This window comes from Moorena sp. SIO1F2 (assembly GCF_010672755.1).
Classification (GTDB): Bacteria; Cyanobacteriota; Cyanobacteriia; order Cyanobacteriales; family Coleofasciculaceae; genus Moorena.
Genome location: NZ_JAAHFV010000011.1, coordinates 41,202 through 54,251 on the forward strand (window position 1 = coordinate 41,202; position 13,050 = coordinate 54,251).

Annotated in this window: 14 protein-coding genes; 7 read left to right on the top strand and 7 right to left on the bottom strand. The window is 40.9% G+C overall.

Annotated elements, in window-relative coordinates; translation table 11 throughout:
• Positions 1-26: 26 nt before the first annotated feature.
• The 3 genes from F6J94_RS03145 to F6J94_RS03155 form a co-directional block, all read right to left on the bottom strand.
• The gene (locus F6J94_RS03145; protein ID WP_293036788.1) at positions 27-617 is read right to left on the bottom strand and encodes a hypothetical protein; all 591 of its coding nucleotides are present in this window, start codon (positions 615-617) and stop codon (positions 27-29) included.
• 297 nt (positions 618-914) lie between these two features.
• Positions 915-2,186 carry a hypothetical protein gene (locus F6J94_RS03150; protein WP_293036790.1) on the bottom strand — a complete coding sequence of 424 codons (1,272 nt, stop codon included), beginning with the start codon at positions 2,184-2,186 and terminating at the stop codon, positions 915-917.
• Positions 2,187-2,217: 31 nt separating this feature from the next.
• Positions 2,218-4,281: a pentapeptide repeat-containing protein gene (locus tag F6J94_RS03155; protein WP_293036792.1), complete on the bottom strand. Its 2,064-nt coding sequence runs from the start codon at positions 4,279-4,281 to the stop codon at positions 2,218-2,220.
• A 455-nt stretch (positions 4,282-4,736) separates the two neighbouring features.
• Here F6J94_RS03155 and F6J94_RS03160 point away from each other — a divergent pair, with 455 nt between their 5' ends.
• The 3 genes from F6J94_RS03160 to F6J94_RS03170 all read left to right on the top strand — a co-directional run bounded on the left by F6J94_RS03160 (position 4,737) and on the right by F6J94_RS03170 (position 5,863).
• Positions 4,737-4,868, top strand: coding sequence for a hypothetical protein (locus F6J94_RS03160; protein WP_293036793.1), 132 nt, complete (start codon positions 4,737-4,739; stop codon positions 4,866-4,868).
• A gap of 469 nt (positions 4,869-5,337) precedes the next feature.
• Positions 5,338-5,610: a type II toxin-antitoxin system Phd/YefM family antitoxin gene (locus F6J94_RS03165; RefSeq protein ID WP_293036794.1), complete on the top strand. Its 273-nt coding sequence runs from the start codon at positions 5,338-5,340 to the stop codon at positions 5,608-5,610.
• A complete protein-coding gene (locus F6J94_RS03170; protein ID WP_293036796.1) occupies positions 5,591-5,863 on the top strand; it encodes a Txe/YoeB family addiction module toxin in 273 nt (90 codons plus the stop codon). Before F6J94_RS03165 ends, F6J94_RS03170 begins: the two co-directional genes overlap by 20 nt.
• Before the next feature lie 481 nt (positions 5,864-6,344).
• Here the strand turns inward: F6J94_RS03170 and F6J94_RS03175 are convergent, their stop codons facing one another.
• Complete coding sequence (locus tag F6J94_RS03175; RefSeq protein ID WP_293020603.1) at positions 6,345-6,554, bottom strand: hypothetical protein; 210 nt, start codon at positions 6,552-6,554, stop codon at positions 6,345-6,347.
• A 280-nt stretch (positions 6,555-6,834) separates the two neighbouring features.
• On the opposite strand from F6J94_RS03175, the gene F6J94_RS03180 reads away from it, so the two are divergent.
• From F6J94_RS03180 to F6J94_RS03190, 3 genes are all read left to right on the top strand, one after another.
• On the top strand, positions 6,835-6,987 hold the full coding sequence (locus F6J94_RS03180) for a hypothetical protein (RefSeq protein WP_293036798.1): 153 nt from the start codon (positions 6,835-6,837) through the stop codon (positions 6,985-6,987).
• A 157-nt stretch (positions 6,988-7,144) separates the two neighbouring features.
• Positions 7,145-7,876 (top strand): Uma2 family endonuclease, encoded by a 732-nt coding sequence (locus F6J94_RS03185; protein ID WP_293036813.1) that lies wholly within the window; start codon positions 7,145-7,147, stop codon positions 7,874-7,876.
• 19 nt (positions 7,877-7,895) lie between these two features.
• A complete protein-coding gene (locus F6J94_RS03190; protein WP_293036800.1) occupies positions 7,896-8,039 on the top strand; it encodes a hypothetical protein in 144 nt (47 codons plus the stop codon).
• Here F6J94_RS03190 and F6J94_RS03195 read toward each other — a convergent pair.
• Complete coding sequence (locus F6J94_RS03195) at positions 8,009-9,814, bottom strand: ABC transporter ATP-binding protein (RefSeq protein WP_293036802.1); 1,806 nt, start codon at positions 9,812-9,814, stop codon at positions 8,009-8,011. The two genes, F6J94_RS03190 and F6J94_RS03195, sit on opposite strands and share 31 nt — an antisense overlap.
• Positions 9,815-10,481: 667 nt before the next feature.
• Positions 10,482-11,552, bottom strand: coding sequence for an ABC transporter permease (locus F6J94_RS03200; protein WP_293036804.1), 1,071 nt, complete (start codon positions 11,550-11,552; stop codon positions 10,482-10,484).
• Between the two features lie 253 nt (positions 11,553-11,805).
• On the opposite strand from F6J94_RS03200, the gene F6J94_RS03205 reads away from it, so the two are divergent.
• Positions 11,806-11,961: a hypothetical protein gene (locus F6J94_RS03205; RefSeq protein ID WP_293036806.1), complete on the top strand. Its 156-nt coding sequence runs from the start codon at positions 11,806-11,808 to the stop codon at positions 11,959-11,961.
• On the opposite strand, the gene F6J94_RS03210 is transcribed toward F6J94_RS03205, so the two are convergent.
• A complete protein-coding gene (locus F6J94_RS03210; protein ID WP_293036808.1) occupies positions 11,919-12,794 on the bottom strand; it encodes an Npun_R2479 family HD domain-containing metalloprotein in 876 nt (291 codons plus the stop codon). The genes F6J94_RS03205 and F6J94_RS03210 overlap by 43 nt on opposite strands.
• Positions 12,795-13,050 lie beyond the last annotated feature (256 nt).

Here is a 13,050-nt window from a genome sequence, read left to right on the forward strand (position 1 = left end):
CAATCTCCGCGTCCCCGTGTAAAATCTTATTTGTTTGACAATAAAAAACTTATCGTTCCGAAAATTTTATCTAAATCGGTAATAGTAATTCTCAACTTGCTTTTGGTGAATTCATCGGATACTAATTTTCCAAATTGCCATAATTCTCCATCCGTTACGATCCCATACACGGGAAGTTCCTCAGCTTTATTTAATTTTTGCACAGCAATCAACTCAGCTAGACATTGCCCCCATCCCTCACTAAAATCATTCTTTTTTGCTTCAACAACAATGACGATTGGAAAACCCAAGACGGTCTTACCTAATTCTGATTTTATTGAGAACAAGTAATCAGGCGTTCCATTTAGTTTAGCATCGTATGTTATGGACTTGTGGCTCCAAAGAGTATATTTATCAATAAAATCTTTATAAACTTCTCTTAAAATTGGATAAATAATATTTTCGCATCTTGATGATTCAGATGTGTATATATCCATGTTCTGTTCGCTGAATTCAAATTCCTTAACAAACAGATCGGAAGGTTTTAGATCTGTAATTTCAATAAAGTCTTTTTCCAAATACTTGATATTATACTCTTCTTGAACTTGAGCAATAGTTTTATAATCACTAAAAGCCATTAATAACTCCTATTTTATTTTCAATCTAACAATCGAGTTTTGAAGCCCGCTAATTATGCCCACTTTACAAGCAATTGTACTAGATCCGATCGCTCCATAACTACACTCCTACAATAAAAACTACTAGCGTTCTGCATTTTACATTGAGAGGCGGCTGTTGTCTTAAGCAGTGCCTCAGAAGTACATACCAACCTCCCTTCGCTGCTGATAAACAGGCAGCTGCCTCTACCCAAGAGGATATCAACGATCAGCGATTGGCCGTAGGCCAATCGCACTACAAAAGAGCGATCGTGCTCATTATACTTTCAGAACCTTCAGTATTTCATCATTTGCCTGGTACTCATATTTATTTCTGATGAAATTTTCATCTGCATTCGACAGGCCATCCGTCTTGCGGGCATAAACAGAACCACCCACAGCTGACTGCGTGCTGCCCAGCACGGCCAGAACACTATCGCCTTTTCTCAGCGAGCTACCCGTAACATGGTCGGCATCGCCAATGATGCCCATTCCGGAAATCAAAATCGTCACCGGGATCGACACCGGCCCATCTTCGGTTTCAAAGTAGTTGTAGAACGAGTCTTTGCCGGAATAAGAACTCTCCAAATAGGATTTAAATTGCAGCATATCTATCTGGTTGACTTCTAGTGGAACTCCACCAAAATCAATAATGGCTTCTATCGGTACATCCTTAATCAAGCTGTTTTTTACATAACCACTACGCTTACTACTGAATGTACCCAATTTAACTTTTGTAGCTACATATTCTTTCCCTTGCTGAAATAGTCTACTTCTTGCAGAAGCATTGCGATTAGAATATAAACGCAACTGAACATCTTCTTTGGTACTTGTAATTAATATAGCACAACTTATTGATTGAGTACTTGAATTTATATTGGGAGATTTTTGGCAATTTTTAAATTTATAAATAATACCTTTACGTTCAAATAGTTTAGGTTTCTCTGGAGGAGTTATAATGGGTGGATCTGTCGGAGGTTGTGGATTTTTTGGAGAAGTATCAACAGGAGTAGTAAGGGTTGCGATTTTATCATTTAATTCTTGATTTATCTTCTCTAGTTTATCATTTTGTATTTCTCTTTTTTTTAGTTCATATTGGAGATTTTTTAATTGTATATTAATCTCATCATCCTTAGTGATTTTAATTCCTACTAATTCGGGAAACTTTGTCACAAGAAATTTTCGGAGTTTATACCCTCCAAAGGCAAATAATGGTGCTGTAACAATGATTAGGATTAAGGCAAACTTAAAAGAGTTTTGCCATTGTCGCATTTTCGATTCTCTATTCATTTGTTTACAAACCTCATCAATATCATTTTCAAGAAGTAGATCAGATAGTTCTAACTCCCTTAAACTATCCATCACCGCTGTAATGGGGATTCTTCCATGCAGCTCATTTTTACGTTGGGAAAGCCGTTTTACTAATTCGTCTAATTGCTCTTGGGTTAAGCTATTATTTTTGGTAATTCTTCCATCTAGCTTATCTTTCCGTTTGGAAAGCAGTTGTATTAATTCTTGGCATTGCTCTTGGGTTAAGCTATTTTTGCTCATCTGATTGACCTTAACTTTAGTTTTTTTATAGCTAAGCCTCTATCCATCCCTCAATGCTAGCCATCAAAATGTTAACTAGGGGATGGTTTATGGCTTCTTTAAATGCTTCTACTCCTCCAGCTTGCAGAGCATGGATAACCTTAGCTTTTAGGGTTGTATTATTCTCAATTTTGTCAACAACTTCACTGACAACTATCATCTTATCTTTGGTTGTTGTAGTGGGATTATTATGAGATAGTTGGTTTAGTAGTTGCTGGATTTCTTCTGCTGCCTCCGTTAGAGTTTTGTCAGGTGCTTCGTAGATATTTTGGTTACCATAGTTTTGCATATAACTACCAGACTGGGCTGTTTCAGCATAGTTTCCAGCAGCAATATTAATCTTGGAATCACGCATGTCACGCCTGTCAATTTTATCAATTCTAATAGTTTCTTTTTCTGCCATTGTTTCAACAACTCCCATTAATCTAGTATTGTCTGTACGTATAAATTCTATTTGTTGGTTATAAATTTCTGTTTGTTTATATAAAAACTTGATCTCTATATCTTTAGCCTCTAATTTTGCATTGTAGTCTGCGCGAAATTTTCGCTCGTATTCTGCTTCATCAACCTTGTCAGGGACTTTGACACGAATAACAAAAGCACCATCGCCTTTATTTTCCATTGTCTGTATGACTGGTAGCTCTTCTGTATCCCTTGTATCGCTTTCCACTCGAAGCTCCTGAAAAGTTTTCAGAAAAGTCTGCCAGTCGATACCATCTTTAAAAACTAAATCGACAGTATGAGGAATTTTTTGGGCTAATTTAGCAAATTCCCCTGGTTCAAAATTTCTATCTTGGTCAGCAGGACGACGTTTAGGGTCTGGATCATTTTGAGTAGGTAGTTTTAGGAAAATATAATCGCATTGAATTTCAATGAGTTGAGTAGTATTGCTGATTCCCCAATCTTCGATATATGCTCCCGTTAAGGTGGCTCCGGTTAAATCTGCTCCTTCTAGTAACGTTTGAACTAACTTAGCTCTCGATAACTTAGCATTTTCTAAGTTAGCTCGGTTTAAGTCTGTTCCAATGAAGCTAGCATCTTGTAGATTAGCTCCCTTTAAATTAATACCTCTTAAGTCAAGGCGATCAAAGTTTTTATCTTGTCCCTCTCCAGTTATGAGTAATTGTCTAACGTTTTTATCTTGAAGGTAGCTCGTTCCTAGTCTAGCTCGGTCAAGCTTAGCAGTATTTTGCCAACAACTACGAGTGAGAGTAGCTTTTGTTAAATCTGTACTGTTGAGGATAGCTCCCGTAAAATCGGCATCGGTTAGGTTAGCTTCGTAAAAACTGGTTCCTGCTGTAGCAACAAAACCAATCACAAGATTACGAATCCAAGCATTCTTGGGATCGTCCTTTAGAGCACGCCAGCCCAAGTACATGCTAAGTAAAACGAAGGCTAAAGCTAAAGCTAAGGCTAAGGCTTCAGCTATGTCGAATGCTACAGCTGCAGCTTCCGCTCCAGCTACCGCTACCGCTTCGGCTACGGCTACCGCTATGGCTAGGGCTACGGATCCACCTAGAGCTTCGGCCATGGCGAAGGATCCAACTACCGCTACAACTTCGACTACGGCCAAGGTTCCGGCTACAGCGAATGCTACAGCTACGCCTCCGGCAAAGGGTACGGCTATAGCTGCGGCTACCGCTACCGCTACGGCTAGGGCTACTGCTCCTTTGATATTTTGACGAATGATAACAGCAAATAAGACAACTATTACAATCAAAGCTATCCAGCTGTAGACTTGCTCTACTACGCCGCTAGAGCGAACTATTAATACTACTAACGCCCCACCAAAGAAGGAGCACATTCCAGATAGTCCTGATGTGATCCATGAAAGCAACAGAAGAACAATTACCAATCGTCTTTGTAATCCTGCCTTCGCTTTACAGAACTTAGTTCCTGTTAAATTAGCATTCTTAAAATTTGCCCCTCTAATATCAGCTTCACTAAAATCTGCTCCTGAAAGGTTTTCCCCCTGAAACGATTGACCTCTAAGATTTGCCCTGCGGAAATCCCTTTCTCCTGCTGAATACTTTTCCATAAATTCATTAGCTTTCATCAGCCAGAATTATATATAGCGGTTTTCAATTATGTTAGGTACTTTCGTTATGGATTAATGGCAACAGAGAGCAGGAAACAGGAAATCTATAAAAAACCTGAAGTCCTATCAGTGGCACATTTAATCTGCTAATTTTCTAACGAAAAGGGTACCTATGTACCTGATAGTTATGAAAAACGCTGTATATAGGAAATGTAACTGGAAGTATAAAACAAAAATTATCACAATTCATTGGATTTTAAGGTAAATGCTGCCTCGCTTCTTATTTAAACTATTTAGATCGGGGATGTCAACACACTTATTCTGGGAAAAGTCATGCAGGCAATATGCAGAATGGAATAGAGAAAAAAGAGCCATATTTTTTTTTAATAATAGAAAAAACTCCTAATTTTCTTTGATAATAAAAAAACTCCTAGGTTTACATCATAGTAGGTACATAGCCTCTACTGATAACCTTGCCGCCGTGCCACCGTTGCGATGCTCTTTTGGAGCCCCTAAAAGCGATTCGCCGTAGGCCACGCTACGCGATGAAGCAAAGCTTCCGCGCTTGTGCGATCGCATGTATAGCAATTCTAAATCATTTGTAAAATCAGCCAAATCTGGAATCGTTGCTGGGAAAAGGTTATAGCGATCACTTTAGCCAATATATTTCACGAATCATTTAGGACTGCTATATACTATAAAAGTTTAGTTATAGTGGTTTACTATAATAAATAATCATTATTAATTTTTATAAATATTTATTAATAAATCTTGCCTTATTGTGTTTATTAAGCTAAAGACTGTTTCGGACAGAAATCCAGGGATAGGTTGTTGTAGCTGAAACCGACTTCTACCGTTGCTATGCTCCGTTCGCGAAAGGTGACCTAAGGTCAATCGCCTTTGGCTGCCCGTAGCCCATCGCACCATTCCCTTGAAACCTTATTCTTTTACTTCAGCAAAGCTGCCTTCGATAAACTTTTATTATCGGTATTCAACCAGACTTAAGATGAATGCTTACAAGCAACTCAAGGAAATATTAACCTGCTATACTTAAGTATAAATGAGTAAAAAACCGTGAACTCTATTCCTATCAAGCAATTTAAGACTAACATCCAAGACTTTATTAAACAAGTCATTAATCAACATACTCCCATCAAAATCACCGATCCCAATCAGGGAGACTTTATTATTATTAGTGCCGAAGATTGGGAACAACAACAAGAAACCTTGTATGTATTACAAAATAGCCATTTAATGGAACAGATTAACCATTCTCAAGCTACCCATACCCAAAATCAAGGCTACTCTCCCAATCAGCAAGAACTAGATGAGATACTTAGTATTTGAGGGCAAAACTTGGGAAATTTACGAAGAACTTCGTAAAAAAGACAAAAAACTCCATCAAACCCTTTGTAAAATCATCAAAGAAATGCTGAGAGACGATCCCGCTAAAGGAATGGGAAAACCTGAACCGTTAAAACATAATTTATCGGGGTTGTGGTCAAGAAGAATGTCTCAAAAAGATCGTCTTATTTACAAATTTGATGATAACTATGTTTATATTTTTGCAATAGGTGGTCATTACGATCAATTTAATTGATTTTAGCTGATCTAGGGTGGGCAGTGCTTGATACAGATCAGCTGACAAAGCCCGTTGCTAGGCACTGCCCACCATAGGTGTAGCCCCAATCATACAGCCGTTTTCAGATGAATTGACCTCACTACCTTTAGCTGCAAGCCCCCTAAATCCCCGACTATCAAAAAGCGAAGCATCCGCTAATTCCCCCCAAAATTGGGGGGTTAGGGGGGCGGGGGACTTTAACTCAATTTCCCCCCAAATTTGGGGGGCTAGGGGGGCAAAATTTGCTGTAAGCCGATAGCTGTTCGCGTAGCGCATTAGCTGATAGCTGATAGCTGATAGCTGATAACTGAATACTTACAAAAAAAATAGCCGTAGAAATACTATCCACGGCTATATCAATGCTGTAAACGTTATGTCATGTCTATCAGTTTCCGAATCAATCCGGATGTGATCCTAGCGGACCAGACCGGGGGGGAAACCCCCCCATAAATTTAACCTATTAACGCCAAGTTTGATACTTGGTTGCAAAACTAATTACTTGCCCCGGAATGCCGGTTGCTTGCAAAGGGCTCCAGTCGGAAACCGACCCATACCCCAGTGCAGAAAGACCGTAAATAGTCTTGGTAACTGCTTCAGGAGAGCCCTTAATGGACTTAATACGTTGTTTCTTAGGATTATTGTCGTGATTCGGAATAAAGTCTGTAGACATGAGTAAAAAACTAAATTTCGGGTACAATGATTATTGTAATGATTATAGTTATAATTTTCAAGGGTTTTTATAAATTTTTTTTCCGGGGGTAATTTTAGGATAAAAAAAAAGCGAATGCTAAATTATCAGCATTCAGCATTCAGCTATAGCAAAGGAAACAGGGGCACCTGATAGTTATGAAAAACGCTGTGATAATTTATTATCTGAATGGTTGCGATCAGAGATTGATAATTTTGAAAATTTGTTCAGATATTACGTGAATATAGCGTTTTTTATAGCTATGATGTATACATTATTTTTTCCCTATTGCCTCTTGCATCTTCCCTGCTCCCTGCTCCCTGCTCCCTGCTCCCTGCTCCCTAAAAAAACAAAGTTTTTACCTGACAAATCGTCTAATTGCTATAGACTAATAAGTACCACCTATTTATTGTAGCCGGGTGCATCTCATTTTTGCTGTTTGATTCGGTGGTGCGTTACGGGGCGGACTTTCCCAAAGCTGGCTACGAGCTGGAAAATGACGGCGAGCCGCCCCTAACGCACCCTACGTAATATTTTCAAATATGAGATGCACCCATTGTAGCCTAGCTGCCATGTCTTTGACTCAAGAATTAAAAACGCCAACAGAAACTGCAACAGAAACTGCAACAACTGTACCGGAAGATGTTATATTACCCCCTAGGGATTTACTCAGTGACGAACCACCTTTGGAAACTGATCTACATCGACTACAAATGACCCTACTCATCCAATGCCTAGAGTGGTTGTGGGATGAGCGTGATGATTTCTATGTCTCGGGAAATCTGACTATTTATTACAGTCCTCGACAACGTAAGTCTGAAGAATTCCGTGGGCCTGACTTTTTTGTGGTGCTGGGAACTGAGCGCAAACCTCGGAACAGTTGGGTAGTGTGGCAAGAAGAGGGGAAGTATCCGAATGTGATTGTAGAAATTATTTCCCCTACCACGGCAGATACGGACCGAGGATTAAAGAAGCAAATCTACCAGGATACATTCCGTACTCCCGACTATTTCTGGTTTGACCCCAACACCCTGGAATTGAAGGGCTTCCACTTGGTAGATGGTTGTTATCTCGAACTTGAGCCTAATCAAGAAGGTTGGTTGTGGAGTCAACAGTTGGCACTATATTTGGGAATTTATGACTCAAAATTACGTTGGTTTACCGCAGAAGGACAACTAGTTCCCACCCCTACTGAAGCAGCCGAACAAGAATGTCAGCAAAAGGAACAAGCTCAGGAGCAATTAGCTCAAATGGAGTCATTGTTAGCTCGTTATCGAGAAGAGTTCGGTGATTTGCCTGAGTGATATAGCATTTCTCATAGCTATGAGATACACAGGATTTTTTACCTGTTCCCTGTTCCCTTTTCCTTGTACCCTTTTCACTGTTCCCTGTTCCCTAAAACCCGTAATGAAAGTACCTCACCCCATTGATAACTGCTATATCTGTAATGAATGTAATTGTGTATAAGTTCCATCTTTTTCCAGCAGTTGAGCGTGATTGCCAACTTCTACAATATGCCCTCGTTCCATAACTACAATCCGGTCAGCTTTCCGAATCGTTGACAGGCGATGAGCTACCACAAACGTTGTGCGGTTTTCCATCAAGTGTTCCAAAGCGTCCTGAATCAAAGCTTCCGAAGCAGTATCTAGAGACGATGTTGCTTCATCGAGAACTAACACCCGTGGATTACGAATTAAAGCACGAGCAATCGCTAATCGTTGCCGTTGACCACCAGAAAGTTTTGCCCCATTTTCCCCAATTAGAGTATCAAGTCCCGAGGGCAATTCCTGAATAAATTCTAAAGCATTGGCATCCTGAATCGCCTTGATTAACTGTTCTTCATCCAATTGTTTACTGCCATACACAATATTCTCTCGTACCGTACCTTCAAATAAGATAGTCTCCTGGGAAACCACTGATAGGAATTTCCGATAGGTCTGTAGGTCGAGGCTACTCATATCTGTACCATCTAGTAAAACTCTTCCGGTCGTGGGAGCCATGAAACCAATAATTAAACTTAATAAGGTCGATTTTCCGGCTCCGGATGGTCCGACGATGGCAATGGTTTCCCCAGGATTGACCTGTAGACAAAAGTCTTGAATGGCAAACTGTTCCGTATCGGGATACTTATAACTAACCGACTCAAAGGTGAATTCACCACGCACCTGTTGCAGAGCTATCTTACCAGGATTGCGCTCTAGGTCAGGACACTCGATAATTTCACCCACTGAGCGAATGGATTCAAAACCTTTGCCAATCTGTGGCAATACAGCTAAAATTTGCACTATCGAGCTAGTCAGGGAATCAAAATAACCAGTCAGTAACACCACATCCCCCACTGTGATTGCCCATTGCTTGGTATAGACTAACCAGGCTGAGGTGATCAAGCAAACCAGACTGAATAACCGTAGGGTTACCCAAGAAGAAGAATCGGTGATGGCGTTAATCGAGTCAAGTCGCACCGCTGCCTGTTTGACCGTCACTAGCTTGCCATCAATCCTTTCTATCTCAGTCTGTTGAGCACCATGAGCTCGTGTGACTGGGATTAGCTGAATCATCTCGATTAAGCTAGCTGCCATTTCTTCTAGTTGTTGTCGGAAAGCAGAATTGCGATCGCGAATCGGTCCTCTGAGTACCGAGATCAGAATCACAGCCGCTGGGACAGTTCCCAGGAAGAACAGCAGGAACCAAGGAGCACGAATAGCAGTAGCGACAATTGCTACTAAGATAGTTAGCACAGCAGAAGGGACAAACTGGAACAGGGTTGTCGCCAACCCTTGAATTTGTTCCACATCCCGCAAGAGTTTGGTTTGTAGTGCTCCCTTGCTGTTATTTTTGTAGAACCCAATCGAAAGCAGTTGCAGCTGCTGGGTGATTAGTGAGCGCAGATTCGACTCCATGTTGCGAGTCGCCAGACTCATAAACCGGATGTGTAAGTAATGGGTGGGGATATTTTGCACTACAGAAATCCCTAAGATAGCCCCATTAATCCATAACTCCGACAGTGGGTGAGTGCTTGGGTTGGCAATAATATCAATTACATTAGCAATCACCAATGGTCTGATCCATTCCGGACTGTGTTTGATCACATACACCGCCATCGACAGTCCGATTTTACCTAGGTCTTGGCGGTAGAGATAAAGTAGTGTCCGGAAGGGATACTCACTCCGATACTCTTGAGGAGGTGACTCCTTGGGTAGATTAGATGGTGCCGTAACACTTGCCACTGATAATGCTTTCATGTCCCCAGTCCGTATGTCTCTTCTAACTGCTACTGTCTTGCCACATGGACTGTAAAGAAACAGACAAGGAATTGTCGATGATTATAAAGAAACAAAAAATATTTTTTTTATCGAAACTAGGTCTTTTTTACAGTATTTATCGTTGCCACAAATAGTACTATGTTAAAATTAATTGGAGCGCAAAATGATAACAGCAACTAGCCAGATTTACTATTGTTTAATTGCCGTGATATTCTTCTTTGCTCTGGATTGGGTTTGTATTTTAGGTTCTTCAGTACCTTTTATGCTAAATTTCAACTTAAAAAACTCATAAAGCTTACTGTATAAGGAAAATGATGCTATTTAACTAACAAAATTTTATGAATACGGCCTCTTTACACTACTCCCTGCTCCCTTAGCTAAAGTGTTTATTTAGCATAACAAGTACGGAAGAGCCGTATTTTATATATTATTGTCTGAGCCAGTAAGTATTTGATAATGGGTAAACACAGCCACAAAACATTCTATTTATAATATTATTGTTCCCTGAGATTTTTTGTTAAAACTGAAGTCTGTGGACTATTGTGGTAAGGGCTAGCGCTCAAGGAGAGCAAGGCTGATGATTGAACCCAGAAAAAAAGGCTTTTTCCAAACTCGACCCATCCTTCCCCCTTGAGTATTAAAATAGCTAGCGCTGTAAACTTCTAGGATCGAGAGCATCCCGCAACCCATCCCCAAGTAAATTAAATGCCAACACCGTCAGAATAATTAGCAGTGCTGGGGGCCAAATCAACCAAGGCTGTAGCACGATGATTGAGGCATTGGTTGCCAAAGACAACAAATTTCCCCAGGACGGGTCAGGTTGCTGAATTCCCAACCCAATCAAACTCAGCACCGACTCGGCCACAATGAAACCAGGAACTGCCAAGGTTGCTGATATAATCACATAGGAAGCTGTCTGGGGCAGAACGTGCCGTACAATTATATAAAAGGGATTGGCTCCCATAGTTTTGGCAGCTTGGACAAATTCCCGCTCCTTAATCGATAACACCTGTCCTCGGATCACTCGTGCTAAGCCAGACCAGCTAATAAACGAGGTAATCACAACAATTAGCGAAAACCGTTGCGTATTAGTTAGACCAGGTGGTAGCACAGCTGCTAAGGCAACGAGTAGGTAAATACCAGGAATAGTCATCAAAACTTCTACCAGACGCATGATGACAGCATCTACCCAGCCACCGAAATAGCCGGAAATTCCCCCAACGATTAGACCAATGGGAAAGGATATGGCAATTCCGAAGAGACCAATTCTAAGACTAATCCGACCCCCATATACCAAGCGACTAAACTGATCACGTGCTTGCTCATCGGTACCTAATAGATTAATCTTACCCTCACCCACTGTACCGAACAGGTGACGGTTGAAGGGAATCACTCCAAACAACTTATATTCTCGACCTGGAACAAATAAACCCACTGGGGAAGGCTTTTGCCAGTCTACATTTAGTTTGCGATCGCCTGTCTCTAAATCCGTTGGTCCTTGGGTTGTGGGATAGACATGGGGACCAATAAACTTTTTGGTTTGCTGGTTACGCCAGTAGATCTTGGTAGGTGGTAGCAGGGAACCATCTGGCTGAGACACATAAGGATCATAGGGAGCAACAACATCTGCTGCAATGACAATTAGATAAAACGTCAATAATAGCAATGCCCCAAAACGGGCGAGAGGGTTCTTGGTAAGTTTTTGCCACCAGTTCATAGGATTCTGACTAGGATTCTGACTCCGGAAGGGCGAAAAGCACCTCGCGTTTACTTAGTATGGGTCTTATTAGTATGGGTCTTATTAGTATGGGCGTGTCTTGGATTAGCTATGTTTTACCCATACCCCATACTAATAAGATGGTATCGAAATCTGGTGCAACCATCCTTGAGCCAACACCCTTGACCCAACACCGTTCACCCTTAAGCCTTCACCTTTAATAGCTTCTGGTTATATAGCGCTTATCATATTAATGAGGTACACAGGATTTTTTCCCTATTCCCTATTCCCTATTCCCTATTCCCTATTCCCTATTCCCTATTACCTAAAACCCGGGATTAAAGTACCTCAACAGATTGGTAACTGCTATACATTAACCTTTTGTGTCATTTTCACCATTCCATTTTGATTTTCTGAGTGTTCAACCACAAACACATTGGAGAAGAGATTAGCCGTAATGTGTTTACCTTCCTGAGTTAAGGATAGGTAACGCAAGGCATCCTGAATATAAGGATATACCCCATTCCAGTAAAACTTAGAGTAGCCTTCCCGCAGATCTCCAGGATGGCGGTAGCCAATGGCTTTGTTAAATCCAGTTTCTTCAAACTCGTAGAACAAAGCACTAGTTTTTTTGAGATAGCGTGGGTCACTCAGTTGACCAATCAAGTCAGAGGCGCGAATTAATCCAGGATAGTTACCTGTATCTTGATGATCCCCTTGCTTCGGCACAGGGAAACGAGTCAGTTCAATGTTGCGCTTGATAAACTCGGCATCAATCAGGTTGTGACCACCAAAGCGCTCATCAATAAATAATTTTGCCCGATCGACATGATAAGGAGTCAGAGCAGCATCGGTAGACCCTTGGCGTAAAGGAACCATCTTCCCATTTTGACCAGTAGCGTAGAGTCGTTCATTTTCTCGGTCTTGGCGACATACTCCTTTAACATAGCCAATATCATGACATGCCAAAGAAATGATAAAGTGTAACCAATCATGAGGAGTTACACCACCTTCACGGATATGTTTGCCTCGCAAAATCTCTTGTCCGACGAGGGTAACTAGGATGGAGTGTTCCACATTGTGATAGAGGGCATCACTGTTGGCAATATTTTCCATGGCCATGCTGCCAGCCCAAGCAATTATATCTTCGTTGTCAGGTTTGAGTCCCCCGTAAGTTCGGCGGTAGCCTTCCCGGAGTCTTATAACAAAGGCGTTAATTAGAATTTCAGTGGTGTTAAACATGATTTTTGATTGACTTAAATGCTAAGACAAAGTCCAGTATTCCCATGACACTGGCTTAGTTTTACTAGTTTGGTAGATTTAAATTTTTGGTAGTTTAACCTTTTGTATAGCGCCCAAGGATCACCCAGTTTAGCTTTGAGGTGTTAACCCTAAGGGAGCTATACAAAAGGTTAAACTACCAAAAATTTAAATCTACCAAACTAGTAAAACTAAGCCAGTGTCATGGGAATACTGGACTTTGTCTTAGCATTTAAGT

Excerpts from the sequence above, each read along its gene's own strand:
- F6J94_RS03145 (WP_293036788.1), bottom strand. The coding sequence starts at position 617 with ATGGCTTTTAGTGATTATAAAACTATTGCTCAAGTTCAAGAAGAGTAT.
- F6J94_RS03150 (WP_293036790.1), bottom strand. The coding sequence starts at position 2,186 with ATGAGCAAAAATAGCTTAACCCAAGAGCAATGCCAAGAATTAATACAA.
- F6J94_RS03155 (WP_293036792.1), bottom strand. The coding sequence starts at position 4,281 with ATGAAAGCTAATGAATTTATGGAAAAGTATTCAGCAGGAGAAAGGGAT.
- F6J94_RS03170 (WP_293036796.1), top strand. The coding sequence starts at position 5,591 with ATGAGATACTTAGTATTTGAGGGCAAAACTTGGGAAATTTACGAAGAA.
- F6J94_RS03175 (WP_293020603.1), bottom strand. The coding sequence starts at position 6,554 with ATGTCTACAGACTTTATTCCGAATCACGACAATAATCCTAAGAAACAA.
- F6J94_RS03180 (WP_293036798.1), top strand. The coding sequence starts at position 6,835 with ATGATGTATACATTATTTTTTCCCTATTGCCTCTTGCATCTTCCCTGC.
- F6J94_RS03185 (WP_293036813.1), top strand. The coding sequence starts at position 7,145 with ATGTCTTTGACTCAAGAATTAAAAACGCCAACAGAAACTGCAACAGAA.
- F6J94_RS03190 (WP_293036800.1), top strand. The coding sequence starts at position 7,896 with ATGAGATACACAGGATTTTTTACCTGTTCCCTGTTCCCTTTTCCTTGT.
- F6J94_RS03195 (WP_293036802.1), bottom strand. The coding sequence starts at position 9,814 with ATGAAAGCATTATCAGTGGCAAGTGTTACGGCACCATCTAATCTACCC.
- F6J94_RS03200 (WP_293036804.1), bottom strand. The coding sequence starts at position 11,552 with ATGAACTGGTGGCAAAAACTTACCAAGAACCCTCTCGCCCGTTTTGGG.
- F6J94_RS03205 (WP_293036806.1), top strand. The coding sequence starts at position 11,806 with ATGAGGTACACAGGATTTTTTCCCTATTCCCTATTCCCTATTCCCTAT.
- F6J94_RS03210 (WP_293036808.1), bottom strand. The coding sequence starts at position 12,794 with ATGTTTAACACCACTGAAATTCTAATTAACGCCTTTGTTATAAGACTC.